Below are 23,275 nucleotides of genomic sequence, written 5' to 3'. Positions count from 1 at the left end.
CGACGTTTCGGGACGCACGGCCTCCGTCCGCTACTCGTCATCCTCGGCCTTGACCCGAGGATCCATCAATAAGCGAGTTTTTCGAAGCGTTTTGAACGGCTTTGCGCTTGGACCCTCGGGTCAAGCCCGAGGATGACGAAAGGGTGGGTGGGCCACCGAAACTTGACCGGCATGACGGAGGTCGCGGCCGGCGTTGATGAAATCAGCCCACGATGTTGGATGCGTTCCAAGAACCGGATCAATAGTATGACTGGTTGCAACATGCAATCAACTGCCTCATACTACCTCCTTGACCATACCAGGGAGACGACGATGAAACTCTATCAGGGCATAGGGCCGAACTCCTATCGGGTGCGCATCTTCCTCAAGGAGAAGCGCATCGAGGTCCCAATGGTGGAGATCGACTTTGCCAAGGGCGACCACAGGGCGCCGGAATTCCTGACACTCAATTCGCTTGGGCAGATCCCGGTGCTTGAGCTCGACGATGGCACGATCATCACCGAAAGCGTCGCGATCTGCCGCTATTTCGAGGAAGTCCACCCGGAGCCGCCGCTCTTCGGATCGGATGCCGTCAGCCGCGCCAAGGTGGAGATGTGGAATCGGCGGGCGGAATTGGTGATTTTCGCCACCATCGGCAATGTGGCCCTCCATTCCGATGCCTTGTTCAAGGATCGCCTCACCCAGTTTCCGGCCTTCGCGGAAACCGAGCGGCGGGCCGTGCCGAAGAAATGGGCCTGGCTCGACCGCGAGCTTGCGGATGGCCGGCCGTTCCTCGCCGGCGAGGCGTTCTCGGTCGCCGATATCACCGCCGGCGTCTGCGGCTGGCTTGCGGACGTCTTCTGCATGGAGATACCTCCAGAGCTCAAGAACGTGCAGCGCTGGAACGAGCGGGTGAGGAGCCGGCCGAGCTGGAATGCTTGAGGCCGGACTACGCTCCGCCGCGGGTGACATCGCAGACCTCGTGCCGCGCGCCGCGGGAACCAGCGCCGTGCCCGCACGTTCCCTGTCGGGACGGCAATCGGCGAGGCACACGGCAAGAGAGGCGGCGCGCATGTATTTCATGGCCCTTGCGACGGACTATGATGGCACATTGGCCGAGGATGGCATGGTTCGGGCGGAAACGCTGGAAGCGCTCAAGCGGCTGAAAGAGACGGGCCGCAAGCTGTTGCTCGTCACCGGGCGCGAGTTGCCGGACCTGAAGCGGGTCTTTCCCAACATGGATCTGTTCGACAAGGTGGTCGTCGAGAACGGCGCCTTGCTCTACACGCCCGAGACCGAAGAGGAAAAGCCGATCGCACCGGCGCCGCCGCCGGAATTCGTCGAACGGCTGCGGCAGAAGGGCGTCGACAATATCTCGGTGGGGCGCTCGATCGTCGCCACCTGGGAGCCGCATCAGACCGCCGCGCTCGAAGCCATCAATGAGCTCGGCCTCGAGCTCGAGATCATCTTCAATAAGGGCGCGGTGATGATCCTTCCGACCGGCGTCAACAAGGCGACGGGCCTGAAGGCGGCGCTGAAGGAGATGCAGCTTTCATTCCTGAATGTCGTGGCCGTCGGCGATGCGGAGAACGACCACGCGCTCTTGAGGATGTGCGGCTGCGGCGCGGCGGTTTCGAATGCTCTGCCGGCGCTGAAGGAGACTGCCGATCTTGCGCTCGAAGGCGCCCGCGGCGAAGGCGTCGAGGAGTTGATCGCCGAGATCGTCGAGCGCGACTATGCCTTCTGCACCAATCAGCGCCACCAGGTGCCGCTCGGCGAGGGCGACGACGGTCCGGTCGACATCGGGCCGCTCGACGTGCTGCTGATCGCCGGAAGTTCCGGCATCGGCAAGTCGACGCTGGCAACGGCGCTTTCCGAGGGTATGCGCGAGCGGCGCTTCCAGTTCTGCGTGTTCGATCCGGAAGGCGACTATGAGGACCTCGAGGGCGCCGTCAGCGTGGGCAACGGTTCGACCACGCCGACCGAGAGCCAGGTGCTCGAAATCCTCGCCAACCCAGACGACAATGTGGTCGTGAGCGCGCTCGGCTTCGAGCTCAAGGAGCGGCCTTCCTTCTTCGCCAAGCTGATGCCGGGCCTGTCGGCGCTTCGCGCCCGGACGGGCAGGCCGCATTGGCTGATCATCGACGAGGCTCATCACCTGATGCCGGCGGCCCGCGACAGTGCGTCGCTGGCGCTCTCGGACGACATCTCTGGAACGATCATGATCACCGTGCATCCGGACGCGGTCTCGCCAAGGGCGCTTTCGGCGGTGACGGCAGTGGTCGCCCTCGGCCCGAGCGCCCGCGAAGTGATCGAGACCTTCTGCACGGCCGTCGGCGAGGCGCCGCCCGCCGGCCTCGATCAACTCCATCAAGAGGACGAGGTGCTTTTCTGGCGACGCGCGACCGGCGCGCCGGTGCAGCGTATCCGGGCCGAAAAGCCGAAGCAGGTGCGCAAGCGGCACACCCGCAAATATGCCGAGGGACATCTCGGCGAGGACGCGAGCTTCTATTTCCGCGGTCCTGAGAACAAGATGAACCTGCGCGCCCACAATCTGATCATCTTCCTGCAGATTGCCGAAGGGATCGACGACGAGACCTGGGAACATCATCTGAGGGCCGGCGACTACTCGAAATGGTTCGGCGAGCGCATCGGCGATGCCGATTTGGCGCAGGAGGCGGCCGGTATCGAAGAGGACCGTTCCCTCTCACCTGCCGAGAGCCGGAAGAGGCTCGCGGAGGCCGTGCGCCGGCGCTACACCGCACCGGCGTCGGGGAAGGACTGAGGCGGCGACGGCGCTCTACCGTTTCGGCTTCTGCTTCGTCCCGGCACTTTTGCCGTCGGAGCTTTTGGAACGCTCTTCGAAGCGATCGGCGCCCTTGGCGAGATCGGATCCCTTTTGCGCTTCCACCTTCTTCTCTTCTTTCGCGGCGCTCTTGTGCAGGCCGCTTGCGGCTTTCTTGCCCTTTGCCGTCGGGGCTTGTTCGACACCCATTGCAGACACTCCTGCGCTGATCGGAACGTCATCCTCAACGTCCGGGAAAGTTTCCTGTTCCCTGGAAGACTCGTTCGGCAGGTTTGCCGCAGCCGAGGGAAGGGAGCTACAACTTCTGCTGTCACTCTGGATAATGGTTCGCCCGAGTTACACGTAACTGTGGACTCGCCTTGATTTCGCCCCTCTTGCCTTCTCCCTGGCCTTTTTGAATTCCTAGAATGAAGACGCGTGATTCGCGCCGCACCGCATTCGATCGCGTTTCCCGGGCACGGGCAGCTTTCGACGGCCGGGGAACTGCCCAAGGAGAAGAGCCATGACAGAGTACAAGAAGCCGATCATCACGGAGATGCGCCCGAAAATCACTGTCATCGGCGTCGGTGGCGGCGGCGGCAACGCGATCAACAACATGATCGCCGAAGACCTGCAGGGCGTCGACTTCATTGCCGCCAATACGGATGCGCAGGCGCTTGCGATGTCGAAGGCGGCGCGGCGGATCCAGCTCGGCGCGGCCATTACCGAGGGCCTTGGCGCCGGCTCGCTGCCGGATATCGGCAATGCGGCGGCGCAGGAATCGATCGACGAGATCATGGACCATCTCGGCGGCACGCATATGTGCTTCGTCACCGCCGGCATGGGCGGCGGCACCGGCACCGGCGCAGCGCCGGTGATCGCCGAGGCGGCGCGGCGCGCCGGCATCCTGACGGTCGCGGTCGTCACCAAGCCCTTCAGCTTCGAAGGCAAGCGGCGCATGCAGACGGCGGAATTCGGAATCGAGCGGCTGCGCGAGAGCGCCGACACGGTGATCGTCATCCCCAACCAGAACCTCTTCCGCATCGCCGATGCCAAGACTACCTTTGCCGACGCCTTCATGATCGCCGACCGGGTGCTCTATTCCGGCGTCAGCTGCATTACCGACCTCATCGTCAAGGAAGGCCTGATGAATCTCGACTTTGCCGACGTGAAGACGGTGATGAAGGGCATGGGCCGGGCGATGATGGGCACCGGCGAGGCGGCCGGCGAGGGCAGGGCGATGATGGCGGCGGAGGCGGCGATCGCCAATCCGCTGCTCGACGAGGTCTCGATGCGCGGCGCCAAGGGCGTGCTGGTGTCGATCTCCGGCGGCATGGACATGACGCTTTTCGAGGTGGACGAGGCGGCGACCCGCATCCGCGAGGAGGTCTATGACGAGGCCGACATCGTTGTAGGCGCGATCTTCGACCGCAGCCTCGACGGCACCTTCCGCGTCTCGGTCGTCGCCACCGGCCTCGACAGTGCCGCCCGCAGCGCCGATGCAGCGGCGCCAGAGGCGATGAACGGCCAGGCGGCGGCCGCACCGATTCGCACGCTGCAGTAGTTGGTTAGGGGATCGCCCCTCACCTGGGGCTTAACCCGAAGGACTAGCCCTCCCCGCATGCGGGGAGAGGGGAAGTGAACGGTGCCGCGAGTCTCCTTCGCCCCGCTTGCGGGGAGAAGGTGGCCGGCAGGCCGGATGAGGGGCGTGGCTGCGCGAAGCTAAGCCGGTAAGCCCGCCCGCCGCAGTTCTTCGACAAAACGCTCGATGAAATCCTCCGACATCGCCGGCACGCTGCCGAAATAGAATTCGGCCCGCGCCTTGTCGACGGTCATGTCCGGTCGGCGGCAGAGGAGGGCGGCGACCGCTTCGCTCGCTTCCCGGCTCCGTCCTTCGGCGCCGAGGGCAGCCGCGAGCACCATGGCCGGCCAGAAGGTGACGTTTTCCTGGCGCAGCGAGGCGCGGGCAGCGGCCGCCGATTCCGCCAGCCGGCCCGCCTGGTAGTGGGCGATCGCCAGCATGTTATAGAAAGTCCAGAGATGCGGGTCGCGCGGGCTCAATCGGAAGGCCTCGCTGATCGCGGCGATGCCTTCCTCCGGGAGATCGACATAGCAAAGCGCCTGGCCGAGCGCGAAGTGGCCCTGGGCGAAGCTCGCGTCGAGCCGGAGGGCATTGCGCAGATGGTCGATGCCGCGCTCCGGCTGGCCTCCGAGGGCCAGCGCACGGCCGAGCGCCAGGTGCGCGGCCGGCTCGCGGCTGTCGAGGGCGATCGCCCGCTCGGCGAGCCGGGTGGCATCGGCGATCCGCTCGGCCCGTTCGTCGAGCGGACCGTACCAGCCGAGCTGGATATGGACATAGGCAAGCCGCGCATGGGCCTGGGCGAAACTGGGCTCGAGTTCTACGGCCCTCTCGAAGAGCTGCTTGGCGATCTTCAGGTCGTCGAGGTTAAACTTGTAAAGGTGCCAGAGGCCCTTCAGATAGATGTTCCAGGCATCCATGTCAGCGGCGGTATGACCGCGCAGTGCCGCGAATTCGATCATCCCGAGTTCCGGCTCGATGGTGCCGGTGATCTGGCCGGCGATCTCGTCCTGGAGCACGAAGATGTCGTCGAGCGTGCGGTCGTAGCGCTCCGCCCAGAGCAGCATGCCGCTTTCCCCGCTCAGCAATTGGGCGGTTATGCGGATGCGGTCGCCGGAACGGCGAACGCTGCCCTCGATGACGTATTTGACGCCGAGATCCTCGGCCACCTTCCTGACGTCGACGGACTTGCCCTTGTAGCTGAACGATGAGTTGCGGGCGACGACCCTCAGCCAGCGGCAGCGGGCGAGCGTGGCGATCAGCTCTTCGGTGAAGCCATCGGAAAAATGCTCCTGCTCGCCGACGCTGGAGAGATTGACGAAGGGCAGGACGGCGATCGACGGGCGCTGGCGCCCTGGTACCGGCTGTTCGTCCGGCGGCGGTGCGGCGGGGGACTGTTCGGGCGCTCCGCCCGGTTGCCACCGCCAGATGCGAATGGGACCATGTGCGTCGCTGAGCTTTCGCTTGCCGCAATCGACGGCCGGGAAGTCAAGCTTAGATGCGACCTGATCATGAACCTGCCGCGAAACGCAGATGCCCCCGGGCGGAGCAATTTCCTGGAGACGCGTTGCGACGGTGACGCCATCGCCGTGAATGTCGTCGTCCTCGACAATGACATCGCCAAGATGAATGCCGATACGCAGCTCCAGACGCCGGCCATCGATCTCCTCCTTGTGCTGCAGCATCATCTCCTGGATCGCCATTGCGCAGCCGACGGCATCGACGACGCTCGCGAACTCCGCCAGCAATCCGTCGCCCGTCTGCTTCACGATCCGGCCTCTATGCGCGGCAATCGTCGGAAGGATCAGCGAACTGCGGCAGGTCTTCAGCGCCTTGAAGGTTCCGGCCTCGTCGAGCCCCATCAAACGGCTATAGCCGACGACGTCGGCGTCCAGGATCGCCGCCAGCCGCCTCATGCGGCAACCTCCCGGATGTGCTGCGGTGATGGGCCTTGACCAATCCAACTCATGGGTACGATCGATCCCGATTGGGCGGCGGGAATGGCGAACACTGCAGTCCTTATCCCGCTGGCAAAGCCTAGCAATCGCAGGTGCGGCTGTGAAGTGATATCGCAACGCTCTGAGCAGGTGTCACTTCCCGCGGCGGCTCACCCGCCAGATGACGTTGCCGACGTCGTCGGCAACGAGCAGGGCGCCCTTCCTGTCGATAACGACGCCGACGGGCCGACCCATGGCCTTGTTGTCGCGGCCGATGAAGCCGGTGAGGACGTCCCTCGGCGGACCGTTCGGCTTGCCGTTGCGGAACGGGACGAAGACGACCTTGCAACCGCTGTAGACGCTTCGATTCCAGGAACCGTGCTGGCCGACGAAAGCGCCGTTGCGGTAGCTCGGACCCAGCGAGGCGCCTTTGGAGAATGTCAGTCCGAGCGACGCCGTATGTGAACCAAGCGCGTAATCGGGCTTGATCGCCCTGGCGACAAGGTCCGGGCGCTGCGGCTTGACCCGATGATCGACGTTCTGGCCGAAATAGCTGTAGGGCCAGCCGTAAAAGCCGCCGGCGCGGACTGAGGTCATGTAGTCCGGGACGAGATCGTCGCCAATCTCGTCCCGCTCGTTGACGGCGACCCAGAGATCGCCGCTTTCGGGATTCCAGGAGAGCCCGTTCGGGTTGCGCAGCCCCGAGGCGAATACGCGGGTGCTGCGGCTCGTCCGGTCGACCTCGAGGACGGCGGCACGGTTCTTCTCCACTGCCATGCCGTTCTCCCCGACATTGCTGTTGGAGCCGACCGTGACGTAGAGCTTGCGACCGTCGGGGCTCGCAATCACATCCTTCGTCCAATGGTGGTTCAGATCGCCCGCGGGCAGGTCGACGACTTTCTCCGGCCTCGCGGTTATCCGCGTCCGGCCGCTCCTATAGGGGAAGGCGACCAGCGCGTCGGTGTTGGCGACGTAAAGCCTGCCGTTCGAGAGCGTCATGCCGAAGGGCGAATTGAGCCCCTCGAGGAAGGGCCGGCGCAGATCGGCGACACCGTCGCCGTCCGTGTCGCGCAGCAGCGTGATGCGATTGGCGCTTTTCGTCGCGGCACCGGCGCGCTTCATCGCGGCTCCCATGACCAGCTTGCGCAGGCTGAAGCCGCTGTTCTTCTTTTCCGGGGCGTTGCTTTCGGCGACCAGCACATCGCCGTTCGGCAGCACATGCAGCCAGCGCGGGTGGTCGAGGCCGGTCGCAAAGGCGTTCACCCTCAGCCCCTTCGCCGGCGTCGGCATCGTACCGCTCTGCCAGCCTTTCGCCTCGGCAATCCTGATCGTCGGGATCAGCGTCGGTCTCGGCTTCGGCAGAGTCGGGTTCGGGCCGTAGCCGATGCTGCCGGCGATTGCGCCGGTTCGCTGCGCGGAGACGCTGGTGCAGCCCGCGATGAGGCTGCCCAAGAGGATGATGATGAGTAAGTCGAGCGGGAGGCGGGTCTTCATCGCGATGTCCTCGGAACGCATGTGCCGCTTCGTCGTTAGACGCGCGGCCGCTTCGCAATATTCCTTGTCGGGGCATCAAACAGCATCGTTCCCGACTTGTTCCTGCAATCTTTGCGTGGGGCCGCATTCGGGAGTATTCTCGGAAACAGCTCGAAAATGACGGGGGCGCAACGCCTCGCAGTGGGCGTGCAGCCTCTTAGAACTTTGATTAGCCTGCGGAAAACTGTTCCCAACAAGCGCAGGCTCTGGGAGGAAGACATGAAGCAAGGAACCCGGACTCGGGGGAAAACGTCGCGCCGCCAATTCCTGAGCGGCGCTGCCATGGCCGGCGCAGCGGCAGTCGCGGCGCCCAGCGTCGTCAAGGCGCAAGGGCCGGTGAACATGCGCTGGCAAAGCACCTGGCCCTCAAAGGATATCTTTCACGAGTTCGCAATCGATTTCGCCAAGAAGGTCAACGACATGACCGGCGGCGACCTGAAGATCGAGGTGCTGCCGGCAGGCGCCGTCGTGCCGGCCTTCGGCCTGCTCGACGCGGTATCGCAAGGGACGCTTGACGGCGGCCATGGCGTCGTCGCCTACCACTACGGCAAGCAATCGGCGCTGGCGCTCTGGGGCTCCGGGCCGGGCTTTGCCATGGACGCCAACATGCTGCTCGCCTGGCACAAATATGGCGGCGGCAAGGACCTGCTCGCCAAGCTCTATGAATCGATCGGCGCCAACGTCGTTTCGTTCCTCTACGGACCGATGCCGACGCAGCCGCTCGGCTGGTTCAAGAAGCCGGTCGCCAAGGCCGAAGATATCCAGGGCCTCAAATTCCGTACCGTCGGCATTTCGATCGACGTCTTCACCGGGCTCGGCGCGGCGGTCAACGCCTTGCCGGGCGGCGAGATCGTCGCCGCGCTCGATCGCGGCCTGCTCGACGCGGCGGAGTTCAACAATGCCTCGTCCGACCGGGTGCTCGGTTTCCCGGACGTATCGAAGATCTGCATGCTGCAGAGCTATCACCAGAATGCCGAGCAGTTCGAAGTCCTGTTCAACAAGGCCCGTTACGATCAGTTGCCGGAACAGGTAAAGGCGATCATCACCAATGCGGCGGAAGCCGCTTCGCAGGACATGCACTGGAAAGCGATCGACCGCTATTCGCGCGACTATGTGGCGATGCAGACCACCGATCAGGTCAAGTTCTACAAGACACCGGAAGCGATCCTGAAGAGACAGCTCGAAGTTTATGACGAGGTGGTGAAGAAGAAGTCAGCGGAAAACCCGCTGTTCAAGGAGGTCATCCAGTCCCAGATCGCCTTTGCCGAGCGCGCGACGCGATGGGAACAGGACACCGTCGTCGGCCGGCGGCTGGCATTCGACCATTATTTCGGAAAGGACGGGGTGGCAAAGTCGCTCTGATCTTTTCACCCTTCACGCGTCCCCGGGCAGATGCCGGAGACGCGTGATCGGAGCAGGGGGCATTGGGGGAGCGCGTGGACGTCCAGCGTTTTCTGATCAGGATCGACGAGATCAGCGTGTGGGTCGGCAAGGCTGCCGCGTGGCTGATCATCGGGCTGATGGCGCTTGTCTGCGTCGAGGTGTTCAAGCGCTACATCCTGAACGCGCCGACCGCTTGGATCTTCGATGCGAGCAACATGCTCTACGGCAGCCTGTTCATGCTGGCGGGTGCCTATGCGCTGGCGCAGAACGCCCATGTGCGCGGTGACTTCATCTACAGTTCGCTGAAACCCCGCACGCAGGCCGCGCTGGATCTCGCGCTCTACATCCTGTTCTTTCTGCCGGGCGTCGCCGCCCTCGTCTATGCCGGATACGATTACGCCGCCCTTTCCTGGCGGATCCGCGAACACTCGACCGTGACGGCGGAAGGGCCGCCGATCTACTATTTTAAAACGGTCATTCCGGTGGCCGGCGCCCTCGTGATGCTGCAGGGGTTCGCCGAGATCGTGCGCTGCATCGCCTGTTTGAGGACCGGCGAATGGCCGCGCAGGATGGAGGACGTCGAGGAGATGGACGTGGTCGCCGAGCAGCTTGCCCATAGCGACCATGTCGACCTTGAGGCGCGCGAGGCGGCGATCGAGCGGGCGCAGGACATCGACAGAGCGGCGCGGCAGCGCGGCCTCAAGGGAGAGGAGGAGCCGTGAGCGATCCGTTTCTCGGATTGACCATGCTGATGCTGATCGTCGTCGTGATCCTGATGGGGTTTCCGACGGCGTTCACGCTGATGGGGCTCGGAATGGTCTTCGGCTTCTATGCCTTCTACAATCCCGCCGAGCACTGGATCGACAATCGCGTGTTCGATCTCATGGTCCAGCGCACCTATGGCGCGATGACCAACGACGTGCTGATCTGCATCCCGCTCTTTGTGCTGATGGGATACGTGATGGAGCGCGGCGCCCTCGTCGACAAGATGTTCTACAGCGTCCAGCTTTCCTTCCGGCGCGTGCCGGCCTCGCTCGCTGTGACGACGCTGATCATCTGCACATTCTGGGGCATCGCCAGCGGCCTGGTGGGTGCGGTGGTCGTGCTGATGGGCGTGATCGCCATGAACCCAATGCTGCGCGCCGGATACGACGTGAAACTCGCTTCCGGCGTCATCACCGCGGGCGGCACGCTCGGCATCCTAATCCCGCCGTCGGTGATGATCATCGTCTATGCGGCGGTTGCCGGGCAGTCGGTGGTCAAGCTCTATGCCGCGACGATGTTCCCCGGCTTCTTCCTGGCTCTTCTCTATCTTGCCTATGTTCTTGGCTGGGCGGCGCTCAATCCGAAGATCGCGCCGGCCCTGCCGGAAGAAGAAACACGTGTCCCCGTGCCGGTCTGGATGAGGCGTTTCGAGGCGCTCTATTCGCGCAACATGCTGGCCGGGCTTTTCACCGCCCTCGTCTCGCCGCGGCGGGCATTGGCGATCGAGACGGAGGAAGGGCGATTTACCTATTGGAAGCTCTTCAAGAATGCCTTTGCAGCGCTCGTCCCCTTTCTGTTGACTGCGGCCACGCTGGCGCTTGTGTGGTGGTACGTGGTTATTCATCCGCAGGCGGTCGAAACCGAAGCGCCGGAGGGGCTGGAGGAACTCGGAGCACCTGCGGCCGATGCCGGGCCGGCCGCCGCCGACGGACCGGCCACGAGCTTCTACCTGTGGTTCGGCTTGGCGGCAGCGGTGGCGCTGATCCTCATCGTCCGCTATTACCGCAACATGACCGCGGAGCGGCTACAGGTGGTGAAACTCCTGGTCTCCTCGGTCATGCCGCTCGCCATCCTCACCATCGTCGTGCTCGCCGTCATCCTCTTCGGCATCACGACAGCGACGGAGTCCGCTGCGGTCGGGGCGGCCGGGGCGTTTCTGCTCGCCTTGCAGGCAGGAACGCTCAATTGGAAGCGAACCAAGGAGGCGGTGTTCCTGACGGCGAAAACGACGGCGATGGTCTGCTGGCTCTTCGTCGGTTCGGCGCTGTTCTCCGCAGTCTTCGCGATCCTCGGCGGCCAGGCGCTGGTCGAGCAATGGGTGCTTGCGCTCGATCTCACGCCGCTGCAATTCATGATCCTGTCGCAGGCGATCATCTTCATTCTGGGGTGGCCGCTGGAATGGACGGAGATCATCATCATCTTCGTGCCGATCTTCCTGCCGATGCTCCGGCACTTCGACATTGATCCGATCGTCTGGGGCGTTCTCGTCTTCGTCAATCTCCAGGCGGCCTTCCTGTCGCCGCCGGTCGCCATGTCCGCCTACTATCTCAAAGGCGTGTCCCCGCCGCATGTTACGCTCAGGCAGATCTTCGCGGGCATGATGCCCTACATGCTGATAGTCATCCTCTGCATGATCATCATGTATGTCTGGCCTGGCATGACGCTGTGGTTGCCGAACTACCTCTACGGTTGAGGGAAGTCGCAAGCGCTGTTTACCGATGCCTTGAAGAAGGGAAGGGCCCGCCGTCAGCAAGCGAGCCCTTCAAGAATGCGGTGAAATGTCCCACCTATGGCGCAGTTGTTTTGGCGGCAATGTCGCGCCCGCCCGTGAGTGCGTGGGCTACCGATCAGCACGTTTCCCCGAGAGCCGCCGCGAGCTCAACCGGTTCCCTTCTCCAATCAGAGCTCGCTTTCCCAGCGAGCTCTGATCTAAATTGCTACTGAAATCAATTCCCTGATTTGCAGGTTCATATTCGCCAGATCAGGAGATTCGGTCCAGTAACTTTTCAGGGCGAATTGTAACGATGCACGATCGAATCTTGCGCAACCTGGTGCATATATTGGCGGTGGCCATGCTATCGAAACGAGCGAGATCTGATGGTTGCGGCGCGTTGTTGCAATCACCGAAGAGCCCACCAGTTCAGCTGGCCACCACGCCCCTGTCAGAACCGATGTTCCAGCCCGACAGCCAGATAGTAGCTCTGCGTGCTCTCTGTCCCGAGCTTGCCTGACCGGTAGATCGGCATGTCCGCGAGGAAACTCGTGCCGGCTTCGAACTTCAAGGAGAAGCTTTCGCGTGACGATAGGATTATTGCGGCGCTGGCGTCGGCGAGGAAAGTACCGCCGCGCCGTCCTTGCTCGCTTGAAGAAAACGTGATGTCGGCTTCCGGGAAGATTGCCGTGGCGCGATTGTCGAGGCGAGCCCGGTAATGCGCGGCGCCGCCGCTGACATTGATCCGAAGCAGGAGGTTTTCGGTCACGGGCGTTTCTGCGCTGAAACCGGCGAGGACGCCGTAATAGTCGGCGGAGACGTTGACCCTCTCCTGATAGCCGATTGCCGGAATTGAGGCGCCCGACATGATGCTCTCGGCGATGTCGACTTCCGTTCGAAAGGTGGTGTCCTGCCTTGTCGACCGGTAGGTGGGGCCGAGCCTCGGCGTGACCGTCCAGCCGTTTCCAAGTTCAAGGGCAGCTCCGAGCCAGAGCGTCTGATCGAAATGGCGCGCCCGTTGCTCGACCGTCGATTTCACGACAGTTCCGTCGAGGTCGCCGAGCGCTTGGAAGAACAGACCTCGATCATCCGCAAAGGCTGCGTAAGCGGCGGCCGACGATGTATCGCCGCTGGTGACCAGAGCCAGGAAGGCGGCGCCCGTTTGTGTGCCGCTGGTGGCATATTGCGTGATGGCATTGTCGCCGGCCGGCGAATGGGCGAAGGCCATGATCCGGGCGGGGTCGCCCGAACTATCCTTGAAATGGATCGTGCCGGCCGCGGTCGCGCCCCCGATATCGCCAACAGTCGCCAGAGAGATGATCCCACCGGCTGGTTCGCCGGCGGCGAGGTCGAAGCCGCTGCCCGTCGGCTGCACGACCCTGCTGGAGGAGCCGCTTGCACGAGAGAGCGCTGCATCCCATTCGAGGAAAAAGGGGCCCATCCCCGCATCCTGCAGCGGCAGCCGGAATGAGAGGTTCGTTCTGAGGCCGATGGTATCGGGGGGCTCGAGTTGCCCGGACGTGCCCGGAAAGATGACATTTGAGAATAGGTCCGGCGTGTCGACGTCTTCCCACCTGGCGCCAAAATCCCAGGAGAAAGTCGGGGCGTGTCCCGAGGTTAGCATCGCTGTTGTCGACTCGTCTGCCCGCACGCCGGTTGACTGCTGCCAACAGACGACGATGACCAAGACACCGGCGAAGCGGCCCGGCAATCGAGCAAGGAATGGGGTGATATTGCCGTGCGACTCCTCGTTCGAGGGATGCCGCTCCAGATCGTCGGCGTTCAGAACGTTTCCCCTTAGCAACTGATACTCGGTACTGCTCAGTCGTGCCGCTTGGATTTTCCGCGGTTGGCGGATCCATCTCGAGGCGAACAAGGCGTTCGTCGGCAGTATTTCAGCAATTGGTAAAGAAAGAGTGGCGTTGCTTGACTTCGTCCAGCCTGAGAAGGCGCGGCCGAAGACGGCCGGGCCAAGCCTAATCCAGATTGCAAATCTCAAAGTCGATTAACGTGGTAGTTGATGAGTTGCTATGATGCCTATGGTATTGTTTCACTATATATCTGCATGATTGAGCATATTCTTCTGTTATGAAACCCGTAATGCCTGCTGGAAGTGTATCCTCCTTCTAGTCTTATGTTCATGAGTACTAAGAAGCCCAATTCTGCGACCGTTTCCTCACGCCATGATGGCGTCCATGTGGGAGACAGGTCATGCTCAAGGCACTCGCAATATCCGCACTTCTCGCATTCTCCACCGTTTCCTCGGCTTATGCCGGGAACAACGTATCGGTCACGAGCCAATCGGGCTTCGGCAATATGTCCGCTACCGGCCAGTCGGGCTGGGGCAACTTCTCCGGCACCGGACAAGTCGGCAAGGGTAACCAGTCCGTGTCGGTCCAGAAGGGCACCGGCAACATTTCCGGAACGGCGCAGTTTGGAAAGCACCACAAGTCGATCACCTTGCAGAAGGGCAAGTACAACGCCTCCGGCACGTTCCAGTTCGGCTGGGGCAACAAGTCGCTGACCCATCAAGACGGCGAGGGGAACCTCTCCATAACGGTGCAGGACTGATCGATTTTCGATCGACCGGCCGCCTACTGCATGTCTCCTTAGATCGACCTCGCTTTAAGGACAACGACAGGCAGCCTTTCAAAGGGCTACAGCGACCTTTGCGCGCCTAACGGGACGCGCGGCGCTGTAGCGCGGCCGGTCCTCCATCGTGAAATCAACGCGCGGGAGACGAGGCCATGATCAGCCTGGATACAGTTGCTTATGCCCCGATCGAATGTGTCATAGAACATTCCAGAACCAATACTCTGACCTCCTTGGTTGCGACGCTGCACAGCGACTGGACGGAGACCGGGACCTACCACTTCAAGGTAACGACGGGATCGTCCACGAATGTGCAAGCGGGCGCGTTCGCGAGCGAACAGGCGGGACGGCAGGAGCTATCGACGATCCTGGTCAGTACCGCGCCCGACGTATGGACGGCCCGCCTGTCCGTCTATGCCGCCGACGGGACGCTGCTGTGCGAAAGTTCGGTTCCGTGATGCCAGGTCCACTCCTCGGAGCGCACCGTGCCGTCACTTGGTGAAAAACGAGAGAACGGCGAGCGAACTCAGGAGCTGTGCCTGCCGGCGCACGCCGAGCCGTCCCATCGCCGAAGCGAGCTGATTATGGACGGTGTTCTTGGAAACGCCCCGGCGCTTCGCGATGTCGGACGGCGCGTCGCCGTTGGCAAGCGAGTGGACCAGGGCAGCTTCGGTCGGCGTGAGCCCGAACACCGTCTTGATGTCGTCGGGAGTGAGCAAGGTGTTCCGGCTCAATTCCCGGATCGTCAGCAGAAAGCTCGGCTCATTGCTCGAGAAAACATTGCCGAACCGGTAGGTGTCACTGCCGAACGACAGGAAATCGACGCTGACAATCCAGCTCACGCCGGTTCGCTTGCTCTTCGCCCAGCGCAGGTGGTGATCGTGCTTGTTGACGCGCGCCTGTTCGATCAGATCCTCGACCTCCGACTGAAGCTCCTCGTCCTGGAACTCGAGCACCTCGTCCCGGAACTCGATGAAGGAGCCGGAGGCATCGACGAAGCGGCCGAAGCGGCGATTGGCGAATTTGACGCGAAGATCAGCGGTGACGATGGCCGACGAGGTGGCGCAGCTTCTGAGCGCCCGTTCGGTGCGGGTCGACCTTTCCCGTTCGTTGACCATCGCTTTCTGCAAAGCGAATGCCGTCTGGAAATGCGGGAGAACCTTCATCAGCGTTTCGGCGGCGATCGCCAGATGATTGTCGGCAGCGTGCGGGAAAAAACAGGCGACGACAATTCGCCGGCTTCCTTCCTTCGACACGAGCAGAACGATGATTTTGCCATCCTCGCCGAAGCAGCGCCGCAAGGCGGATGACCAAGGCGCTCTGTTCGCCAGCGTTACCGGCAATGTCGCAATCGCTCCCAAGCCCATCGCGAGCGTCGCTTCGTCCAGCGCCGAGAGCGTATCGACGTCGAGCAGAGCCGATCTCTGCACGCCCTTGACGGCGAGGCTGATTTTCCTGTTGTCGAGCCCCTCGAAACCGAGGATGGCGCCCGATTCTGCCCGTGCCAGTTTCGTCAGATCCGCGACAATTCGATCCCAGGCGGAAGGCAGTAACACCGTTTCGTAAATTGCTTGAATGAGGCTAAGCAGTAACTTGTCTTGGTACGCATCCGACATCGTCCAGTACTCCGGTTACAAAACGCCCCTTTCAATGTCGACACACGCAATAGAAATTTGGTTCTCAATTTGTTCGAGATAAATCAGTGATGCAGCAATCGGCCTTTTATAGAAAAATGTCTGCTTTCGCAGGGCGTTAAAGAAGACTCAGAAATGTCATTCTTGCAGAATATGAGTATGCTGGCCCGAAGGCGTGAATCCGGGCTTGGTGCAGCAGATATTAGTCTTATCTCTTCGTTCAATCCGCGGGGATTTTCCCCCTCCCGGGACGATCTAGCTCGAAAGATACATGTATTTTAGCAATTCCTCCAGAATAATCTTGAAATTCCGACGGAGGAGTTGCCTTGCACTGCATCAAATGGACTCCACGGCGCCGAGGATCCTTCCTGGACTGGCGAGCAATATCAGTCAATTACCGAATGCTGCAATGCAATGCGGTCGGATATGAGATTGAAGGACTTTTTTCGGCACGAAGGCCGACTATTGGAGGCCTGCCCGTTGCAATGCTTCTATGATGCGCTGACGCGGCGCCGATGCCATTCGCCCGATCAGATTGTCGAGATTGGCGATTGACAGGTTCGGCATCAGCGCTTTTGCCTCGGCCACGGCTGCCCGTGCCTCGTCGGTCCGACCGCTCGCGACGAGTGCTGCGGCGAGCCCAAGGCGCGACCAGCTTTCGCGCGCCTGGCGACCGATCGCAGCTCGGGCTGCGGCCTCCGCACCAGTCATGTCGCCCATCAGAAAAAGACAGACCGAACGCACGGTCATGAACATGCTGAGAAGGGGATCGCGCGGACTGAAACGGATGGCGCGATCGATGTGGGGAAGGGCCTCGGCCGGCTGACCCGACCAGATATGCACCTGCGCCACCGCGTAATGGGCGTGGGCGTAGCTCGGGTTAAGCTCTGTCGCGATGCGAAGGTGGTCATGCGCAAGGCCGAGTTCGCCCCGGCAGGTGAGAAGCCTCCCCAGCATGACGTGCGGGTAGGGGTGGGCGCCATCGAGGGCTACGGCATGACGGGCATGCACGAGGCCGGACTCAAGCGTGGCGGGGATGTCGTCCGACATTTGCCAGACAACGCGAACGACCGCTGCCTGCGCCAAGCCGGCATGTCCGAGAGCAAAACGCGGATTGAGCTCTGTCGCGCGCCTGAAGTAGTGCTCCGCCGCCTCGATTTGGTCCATGGAGAAATTGTAGACATGCCAGAGGCCGCGGTGGAAAAATTCCCAAGCATCCATGGTCTCGGGCAGTTTGCGCAGAGCCCGCTCGCGCTCCGACGAACGCACTTCTGCGTCGACGGCGGTGATGATGAGGCCGACGATTTCATCCTGAACCGCGAATAGCTCTTCGAGCTTGCGTGCATAGCGTTCGGCCCAGACGGTACGGTGGGTAGCAGTGTCGATGAGCTGGACGCCGAGGCTCAGATCATCTCCCCGACGCCTAAGATTTCCGGTAAGCACATAACGAACATCAAGAGCTTGGGCGGCGTGCTCCGCAAGCCGCGGGCCGGCGCCGAAGGCGAAGGTCGATTGGCGGGCAATGACGAGGAAATCCTTGTGACGCGAAAGCTCGTTGATCAGATCCTCTGCGAGCCCTTCCGCGAGGAACGACTGATCGGCATCCTCCACCGGACGAAGAAATGGCAGGACGGCGATGGAAATGCGGAAATCGGTATCCGCACCGCGTGCTGCTTTCTGCTGGATGGGGGAGGGCGCGACCTCCAGGCGTCTGGCTTCCCGCGTGGGCGTTGCGTCCAACGATAGTTCATGGGCCAGAGCGACGGTCTGCGGCGAGGGCGCGGTTCCGAGCTCGTCGGCAAGCAGTTGGCGACAGGTCTGGAATTGCGCTGCGGCAAGCGAACGCTCCCCTTGGCGTGCATAGAGGCGCATCAGCAATCGATGGCTCTTTTCTCGAAAGGGGTCGAGTGCGACCAGTTGCTGGGCGAGCGCCACGGCTGCCGCTTCGTCGCCGTGCTCGGCAAGCTGTTCCGCAGTCTTGGAAAGCAATGCTTCCGATAGATTGCGGCATCGCGTCCGCTCGAACTCGAGCCATTCCGTCAGCTCTTCCCCCGAGACCGTCAGGCCTTCCAAAAGCTCAGCGGCCAAGCGTCGCGCCGTCTCGGCTTCCGCGGTGGCCGAGGTTCGGCCCATGAGCGACTTGAGTTCATCGACGTCGGTGCATAGGAAATTCGGGTCGAGCATGACCGCCTCGCGGTTCGCGATCAGAATGTGATCCCCCAGGACGGCGCGGATCGCCGCCAGCGCATTGCGCAGGCTTGCCCGCGCCTGCTCAGCGCCCCGGTCCTCCCAGAAAAGCGCGCACAACTTGGAGCGAGCCTGATACTGGCCCGCCGACAAAGCCAGATAGGCGGCGAGAAGCCGAGTCTTGGCGGTCGGCAGGATCAGTGCCTCACCGGTGGGGGAGCGCACAGCGAATCCTCCCAGCAGTTTGAACTCGATCTGCAACCCACGGAAGTTCTCTGAAAACCGCGGTACCTCGTTCATTTCACGCTCTTTTCACGAATGGCTGTTGTTCAATTTTCAATTGGGATGCGCACCAGTGAGACAAGCGGCCTCGAAGCGCGCGACGCCCTCGGCGCCTAGCGGTGAAATATGCATGCGGCAGCGCGGAGCAGGTTTCGGAAGGAATGTTGGGAACTGCCATTGTCGCGTCAGAGTAAAGTACAACGTGCATCACAAACGGGAAAGAAGCTCAAGTCTTTCAGCATGATCCGCTCACTCCATAGGCGGTATTTCTGACGATTGAAGTAAAGTCTTCGCCTATCGCCGGCTGTATCCATGGGAACACCGCGATAGTTTTTTCTGAACAATATGGCGGACATGGACGTAAGGCGTCCGGATTCGAGGAGAAAGATTAGCGATGAGCAAAATCCGCTAGCCAGCACATTCCAACCGCATGCCGCCATTTCCCAGCTGCGGCAGCAATTTCAAAAAGTTCAATTCGCTTCGACGCCGCACGCTGCCGGCGAACGGAGTTTCTATGTCAGAAATCCTCAGGAGATACTAATGGCAACAAATATAATGGGTACGGACGGCGCCGATACGCTGAACGGCAATTTCGGCGCTGACCAGATTATCGGCCTCGGAGGCAATGATACTCTCAGCGGCTCGTTCCAGGACGATTTTATCTTGGGCGATACGGGCAAGGACACGCTGAACGGCAACAGCGGCAATGATTTTCTCGACGGCGGCGACGAAAGCGATACCGTCAATGGCGGCTCCGGTCAGGACACGATCATGGCCGACGTGCCGCTTTCCGGCGCCGGCGACATCGCTGACGGCGGTTCGGGCACTGATCGTCTCATGGTCGATTATTCCGACCTTACCGCTGGCGTGAACATCGCGATCAAGGATTGGATCGCCCCGCAGACGCTGGTCGGCAATATCAAGACCACCAATGTCGAAGCCTTCAGCATCACCGGGACCGATTTCGCCGATACGATCACCGGCGGCAACTATAGCGACATGTTCACCGGCGGGGCCGGCGACGACAAGCTGACCGGCGGTCGCGGCGCAGACCTGCTGATGGGCGGGCTCGGCAAGGACACGCTCAAGGGTGGCTATGGCACGGATTTCATCAACGGCGATGACGATGACGATATTCTCACCGGCGACCAGGGAATGGACTTTCTTTCCGGCGACGCCGGCAATGACGATGTCCGCGGCGGCACAGGCGACGATTCCGTAGCTGGCGGTATCGGCAATGACAGCCTCTTCGGTGACGTCGGCAACGACTCGCTGGATGGCGGCGCCGGCGACGACAAGGTCGAGGGCGGGGCAGGCAACGACACGATCACCTACCGCTATGGCGAGGGCAAGGACACGATCACCGACGCCGGCGGCAATGATCGCCTCGTGCTGACGAACTTTACGGGCAATTTCACCGCGAAAGCGGCGAATGTCGTCAACACGATTGCCGGCGGAACGACCTTCATCGGCATCGAAAACTACACCATCACCGCGGCTGGAAGTGGCGCCAACACGATCACCACCAGCACCGGTGCCGATATCATCGACAGCGCGGCGGGCGACGACATCGTCAACGCCGGTGCCGGTGACGATCATGTCAAGAGCGGTCTCGGCAAGGACAGCGTCGTTGCCGGCGACGGCAGCGACCGGGTGGAACTGGGCGATGGCGGGGCAGACAAGGGCGACGGCGGTCTCGGGACAGACCACGTGACCGTCGACCGTCGCACGGCTACGGCGGATCTGAGCTTCTCTGCAACGGGTGCCAGCGCCACGCTGTCGGAGAGCACATCGATCAAGAATTTCGAGCGCTACCAGGTGCTCTTCGGCTCCGGCAATGACGTCGTCAAGTCGGTCGGCACTGCCCAAAGCGTCAATTTCTCCGGCTATGCCGGCAACGACACGCTGATCGGCACCGCCGGCTCCGACGTGCTTGATGGCGGCACCGGAAACGACAATCTTTCTTCAGGTGCTGGCCATGACCGCCTCATCGACTTTGGCGGCACCAACGTCATCAAGGCCGGCGACGGCGACGACACGGTCAGCGTCGGCGACAGCGGCAGCGTGATTGGTCACAACACGATCGATCTCGGCACCGGCAACGACTCGTTCGCGCGGAGCGCATCGACCGGCAAGCTGACGCTCGAAGGCGGCACCGGTACGGATTTCGCGTCGATCGATTTCTCCAAGTACACCGCCGGGATCACCTTCAAGCTCGCCCCCTCGGTCACCGTCAGCAATGCGCCGGTGACGGTCAAGAACATCGAGCGTGTGAAACTCGTCGGCGGCAGCGGCAACGACGTCTTTGTCGGCGGCGCGCTGAATGACGCGCTGCACGGCGGCATCGGCCACGACAGCCTGACCGGCGGCGCCGGCGACGACGTGCTTGCCGGCAATCTCGGCAACGACACGCTGACCGGCGGTCTCGGCAACGACACGCTCTCCGGCGACGGCGTCGGTTTCTACGGCGGCCGCGACAAGATCTCCGGCGAAGACGGCAACGACCGCGTCTATGCCGGGATCGGCGACACGGCCGATGGCGGTGCCGGTACCGACACGCTCGACCTTGATGCAAGCAACCAGACGAAGGACATCGCCTTCAGCTTCGCAACCGGCAGCGCCACCGTCGATGCGACCACCTCCTTCAAGGCCTTCGAGGTGCTGAACTATCTCGGCAGCGCCGGCAAGGACACGATCACCGGCGGCAAGCTCGGCGACCGGCTCGAGGGCAATGGCGGCAACGACACGCTGCGCGGCGGCGACGGCAATGACGTGCTCACCGACGGCGCCGGCAGCGACAGCCTGTTCGGCGACGCCGGCAATGACACGCTGACGCGCACCGTCTTCACCGGAACCGATGTCTTCGACGGCGGCATCGGCACCGACACGCTCTCGTTCAAGGACACCAGCGACATCTCGGTCGTGCTTGACCTTCAGAGCCAGGCCTCGAACAGGGGCATGGCGCAGGGCCTGACGGTGAAAAATTTCGAGATCATCAACGGCAGCGCCAATGACGATGTCATCCGCGGCGATGCCCTTGCGAATACCTTCAACGGCGGCGGGGCCGACGACGTTCTCGACGGTCGCGCTGGTGTCGACCGACTGAACGGCGGCGCCGGCGACGACTGGCTGACCGGCGGTGCCGGCAACGACCTGTTCGTCTTCGACCGCTCCGGCCGGGACGGCGAGGGCGACGTCATCACCGACTTCACCCGCGGCCAGGACAAGCTGGTGATCGACAAAAGCGACTACGGCATTGCCGCCGCCGACGCGACCGTCACGCTCGTCGTCGGCGCCGATCCGGTGGCGACGAGCAGCAAGGGTACCTTCCTGTTCGAAAGCGACAACGGCCGGCTGTGGTTCGACGCCGACGGCAAGGGCACCGAGGCGGACCTCGAACTGGTGGCGATCCTCAAGGGTGTCACGACGCTTTCGACCAGCGACTTCTCGCTGTTCTAAGCGGCTTCGCTTACCCGGGCTGATCACGAAAGGGGCGGGATGGATGCATCCCGCCCCTCATTCGTCGTGTCGCAAGCGAATGAGCTTGGCATTTGCTGAGACGCAATGGCGGCGCTCATTTCAGCGCCGGCCGCGCGCAACGCCGGTGGCCCCGGGCAATTGCACGTGCACAAAATCCCGGTGCTTCGCGATGAGGACGCGCCATTTTTGGGGCAATCCCGCGATTCGGATAAAGAAATGCGCGCCTCTCGCATCTTGGGCGCGATCTCTGCCACAATTTCGCTGCACCTCACCGGCAAAGTCCTGCCCGCTGACCAACGGCTGGCAGGGGAATTTCATCTCTCGTTGAGCGACCGCCATCAGGTTGGGGCACGGCCATTGCAGTTCGCAGGCCGGCTGCAACTTCAAGCTGGAACCGGCAACCGGGCTTCCGGCGACAGAAGACGTGCAGCCTCAAAGCGCTAGAGAGTCTTTCGTACGTCGTAGCGAAGGCGTGGTGTAGTTTGCGTGGTTGCTGCTGCATGTCTCCTTAAATCGACTCGATAGGGACAAAGACATGCAGGAATTCAAAGTGCTACGGCGACCTTTGCGCGTCTGACAAGACGCGGCGCCGTAGTGCGGTACCGCTCTCGGGCGGAGCCATGCAAAGTTTCGACCTCCCAGGCTTGGCCGGGGTTTGTCGCGCGCCTCGATTAAGGACGCTCTAGCCCTTTGATACCGGAGCTTTCGTTCGCGCGCCAGGGACGCTTCCCGAGCGCGGGTGGCTCTTTGCGCGCAGAAATTTGCGTGCCGGAGGAAGGCGAACCCGGTGCGATGGTCGGAGACGCAGAGCGGCGCAAGCCGGCATGAGGCCGGTCCGCGCACAAAGGAGACCCGAATCATGAAGGTTGTGGCGTTTCTGACTGCGGCATTTGTCGCGCTTACATCACCGGAGACCGCGTCCGCAGGCATGCTGGCCCAGGCCCAGCAATATGCAGGACTGCACGAGGTCAAGAACAACAAGCGGCTGCGTGCCGCCCTCGGCATCAATCCGGCACGCACGCCCTGGTGCGGACACTTCATGGGCATGATCGCCCGGAAAGCCGGTCGTCAACCACCGCAGAGCTATAGTTTTGCGCGGTCGTGGCTGAGGTTCGGTGCACCGATCAAACTTTCCTATGCCCGCCCGGGCGACGTCATCGTGGTCAGAACCGGCCGGAACTACCATGTCGGTATCCTGTCCGCGCTGTCGAAATCGACGGCCCGGGTGATCGGCGGCAATCAATCGGGGAGGGTGCAACTGTCCTATTTCAGCCGCGGCCAGGTGGTCGCCGTGAGACGTTAGGACGGACGTCGGTTGATATCGGACGCCGATGGGCGGGTTGCCTTCTTGCTCATCCCGCATGAGGAGCGGGATGCGCTTGCACGTTCGCTGCCGCTCTATCTGTTTGTTTTTGCCGCATTTGTGCG

At 62.3% G+C, this 23,275-nt stretch carries 17 protein-coding genes; 11 read left to right on the top strand and 6 right to left on the bottom strand.

The genetic code is table 11. The features are described from left to right. The first annotated feature begins 312 nt into the window (after positions 1–312). On the top strand, positions 313–921 hold the full coding sequence (locus NXT3_RS11685; RefSeq protein ID WP_104839366.1) for a glutathione S-transferase family protein: 609 nt from the start codon (positions 313–315) through the stop codon (positions 919–921). Between the two features lie 130 nt (positions 922–1,051). Beyond that, the gene (locus NXT3_RS11680) at positions 1,052–2,764 is read left to right on the top strand and encodes an HAD family hydrolase (RefSeq protein WP_097538151.1); all 1,713 of its coding nucleotides are present in this window, start codon (positions 1,052–1,054) and stop codon (positions 2,762–2,764) included. A gap of 15 nt (positions 2,765–2,779) precedes the next feature. Here NXT3_RS11680 and NXT3_RS11675 read toward each other — a convergent pair whose 3' ends face one another. Continuing rightward, on the bottom strand, positions 2,780–2,974 hold the full coding sequence (locus tag NXT3_RS11675; protein ID WP_037386619.1) for a hypothetical protein: 195 nt from the start codon (positions 2,972–2,974) through the stop codon (positions 2,780–2,782). Between the two features lie 313 nt (positions 2,975–3,287). Between NXT3_RS11675 and ftsZ the strand changes: the two genes are divergently transcribed. Continuing rightward, on the top strand, positions 3,288–4,328 hold the full coding sequence (ftsZ, locus tag NXT3_RS11665; protein ID WP_037423384.1) for a cell division protein FtsZ: 1,041 nt from the start codon (positions 3,288–3,290) through the stop codon (positions 4,326–4,328). Positions 4,329–4,486: 158 nt separating this feature from the next. On the opposite strand, the gene NXT3_RS11660 is transcribed toward ftsZ, so the two are convergent. Next, entirely contained in the window at positions 4,487–6,259 is a 1,773-nt protein-coding gene (locus tag NXT3_RS11660; RefSeq protein WP_104839365.1) for a tetratricopeptide repeat protein, read from the bottom strand. A 174-nt stretch (positions 6,260–6,433) separates the two neighbouring features. Then, a complete protein-coding gene (locus tag NXT3_RS11655; RefSeq protein ID WP_104839990.1) occupies positions 6,434–7,774 on the bottom strand; it encodes a PQQ-dependent sugar dehydrogenase in 1,341 nt (446 codons plus the stop codon). Between the two features lie 258 nt (positions 7,775–8,032). Between NXT3_RS11655 and NXT3_RS11650 the strand changes: the two genes are divergently transcribed. The 3 genes from NXT3_RS11650 to NXT3_RS11640 all read left to right on the top strand — a co-directional run bounded on the left by NXT3_RS11650 (position 8,033) and on the right by NXT3_RS11640 (position 11,654). After that, positions 8,033–9,175 (top strand): TRAP transporter substrate-binding protein, encoded by a 1,143-nt coding sequence (locus NXT3_RS11650; RefSeq protein ID WP_097525014.1) that lies wholly within the window; start codon positions 8,033–8,035, stop codon positions 9,173–9,175. Between the two features lie 74 nt (positions 9,176–9,249). Then, positions 9,250–9,918 carry a TRAP transporter small permease subunit gene (locus NXT3_RS11645; RefSeq protein WP_104839364.1) on the top strand — a complete coding sequence of 223 codons (669 nt, stop codon included), beginning with the start codon at positions 9,250–9,252 and terminating at the stop codon, positions 9,916–9,918. Beyond that, entirely contained in the window at positions 9,915–11,654 is a 1,740-nt protein-coding gene (locus tag NXT3_RS11640; protein WP_097525013.1) for a TRAP transporter large permease, read from the top strand. The genes NXT3_RS11645 and NXT3_RS11640 overlap by 4 nt, the downstream gene beginning before the upstream one ends. Positions 11,655–12,123: 469 nt before the next feature. Here the strand turns inward: NXT3_RS11640 and NXT3_RS11635 are convergent, their stop codons facing one another. Then, complete coding sequence (locus NXT3_RS11635) at positions 12,124–13,476, bottom strand: hypothetical protein (RefSeq protein ID WP_234828038.1); 1,353 nt, start codon at positions 13,474–13,476, stop codon at positions 12,124–12,126. A 407-nt stretch (positions 13,477–13,883) separates the two neighbouring features. Here NXT3_RS11635 and NXT3_RS11630 point away from each other — a divergent pair, with 407 nt between their 5' ends. Together NXT3_RS11630 and csgH are read left to right on the top strand one after the other, a co-directional pair. Beyond that, on the top strand, positions 13,884–14,243 hold the full coding sequence (locus NXT3_RS11630) for a hypothetical protein (protein WP_037423405.1): 360 nt from the start codon (positions 13,884–13,886) through the stop codon (positions 14,241–14,243). Between the two features lie 176 nt (positions 14,244–14,419). Next, positions 14,420–14,722 (top strand): curli-like amyloid fiber formation chaperone CsgH, encoded by a 303-nt coding sequence (csgH, locus tag NXT3_RS11625; protein ID WP_037423407.1) that lies wholly within the window; start codon positions 14,420–14,422, stop codon positions 14,720–14,722. Between the two features lie 33 nt (positions 14,723–14,755). Here the strand turns inward: csgH and NXT3_RS11620 are convergent, their stop codons facing one another. Next, complete coding sequence (locus NXT3_RS11620; RefSeq protein ID WP_234819698.1) at positions 14,756–15,820, bottom strand: helix-turn-helix transcriptional regulator; 1,065 nt, start codon at positions 15,818–15,820, stop codon at positions 14,756–14,758. A gap of 540 nt (positions 15,821–16,360) precedes the next feature. After that, entirely contained in the window at positions 16,361–18,385 is a 2,025-nt protein-coding gene (locus NXT3_RS11615; protein WP_104839363.1) for a BTAD domain-containing putative transcriptional regulator, read from the bottom strand. 522 nt (positions 18,386–18,907) lie between these two features. Between NXT3_RS11615 and NXT3_RS11610 the strand changes: the two genes are divergently transcribed. From NXT3_RS11610 to NXT3_RS11595, 3 genes are all read left to right on the top strand, one after another. Further along, positions 18,908–21,826: a beta strand repeat-containing protein gene (locus tag NXT3_RS11610; RefSeq protein ID WP_199773282.1), complete on the top strand. Its 2,919-nt coding sequence runs from the start codon at positions 18,908–18,910 to the stop codon at positions 21,824–21,826. A 105-nt stretch (positions 21,827–21,931) separates the two neighbouring features. Continuing rightward, positions 21,932–22,291, top strand: a complete 360-nt coding sequence (locus NXT3_RS31650) for a hypothetical protein (RefSeq protein WP_158665339.1) — start codon at positions 21,932–21,934, stop codon at positions 22,289–22,291. Between the two features lie 415 nt (positions 22,292–22,706). Then, the gene (locus NXT3_RS11595; protein WP_037423483.1) at positions 22,707–23,150 is read left to right on the top strand and encodes an NlpC/P60 family protein; all 444 of its coding nucleotides are present in this window, start codon (positions 22,707–22,709) and stop codon (positions 23,148–23,150) included. Positions 23,151–23,275 lie beyond the last annotated feature (125 nt).

Source organism: Sinorhizobium fredii, from assembly GCF_002944405.1.
In the GTDB taxonomy this organism is placed as follows: domain Bacteria; phylum Pseudomonadota; class Alphaproteobacteria; order Rhizobiales; family Rhizobiaceae; genus Sinorhizobium; species Sinorhizobium fredii_C.
The sequence above is the reverse complement of the archived record's forward strand: the minus strand, read 5'-3'. Positions and strand labels throughout refer to the sequence as shown.

Coding starts and splice junctions, on each gene's coding strand:
- NXT3_RS31650 (WP_158665339.1), top strand. CDS start 21,932: ATGGCGGCGCTCATTTCAGCGCCGGCCGCGCGCAACGCCGGTGGCCCC.
- ftsZ (WP_037423384.1), top strand. CDS start 3,288: ATGACAGAGTACAAGAAGCCGATCATCACGGAGATGCGCCCGAAAATC.
- NXT3_RS11655 (WP_104839990.1), bottom strand. CDS start 7,774: ATGAAGACCCGCCTCCCGCTCGACTTACTCATCATCATCCTCTTGGGC.
- NXT3_RS11650 (WP_097525014.1), top strand. CDS start 8,033: ATGAAGCAAGGAACCCGGACTCGGGGGAAAACGTCGCGCCGCCAATTC.
- NXT3_RS11610 (WP_199773282.1), top strand. CDS start 18,908: ATGGCAACAAATATAATGGGTACGGACGGCGCCGATACGCTGAACGGC.
- csgH (WP_037423407.1), top strand. CDS start 14,420: ATGATCAGCCTGGATACAGTTGCTTATGCCCCGATCGAATGTGTCATA.
- NXT3_RS11685 (WP_104839366.1), top strand. CDS start 313: ATGAAACTCTATCAGGGCATAGGGCCGAACTCCTATCGGGTGCGCATC.
- NXT3_RS11680 (WP_097538151.1), top strand. CDS start 1,052: ATGTATTTCATGGCCCTTGCGACGGACTATGATGGCACATTGGCCGAG.
- NXT3_RS11615 (WP_104839363.1), bottom strand. CDS start 18,385: ATGAACGAGGTACCGCGGTTTTCAGAGAACTTCCGTGGGTTGCAGATC.
- NXT3_RS11595 (WP_037423483.1), top strand. CDS start 22,707: ATGAAGGTTGTGGCGTTTCTGACTGCGGCATTTGTCGCGCTTACATCA.
- NXT3_RS11675 (WP_037386619.1), bottom strand. CDS start 2,974: ATGGGTGTCGAACAAGCCCCGACGGCAAAGGGCAAGAAAGCCGCAAGC.
- NXT3_RS11660 (WP_104839365.1), bottom strand. CDS start 6,259: ATGAGGCGGCTGGCGGCGATCCTGGACGCCGACGTCGTCGGCTATAGC.
- NXT3_RS11630 (WP_037423405.1), top strand. CDS start 13,884: ATGCTCAAGGCACTCGCAATATCCGCACTTCTCGCATTCTCCACCGTT.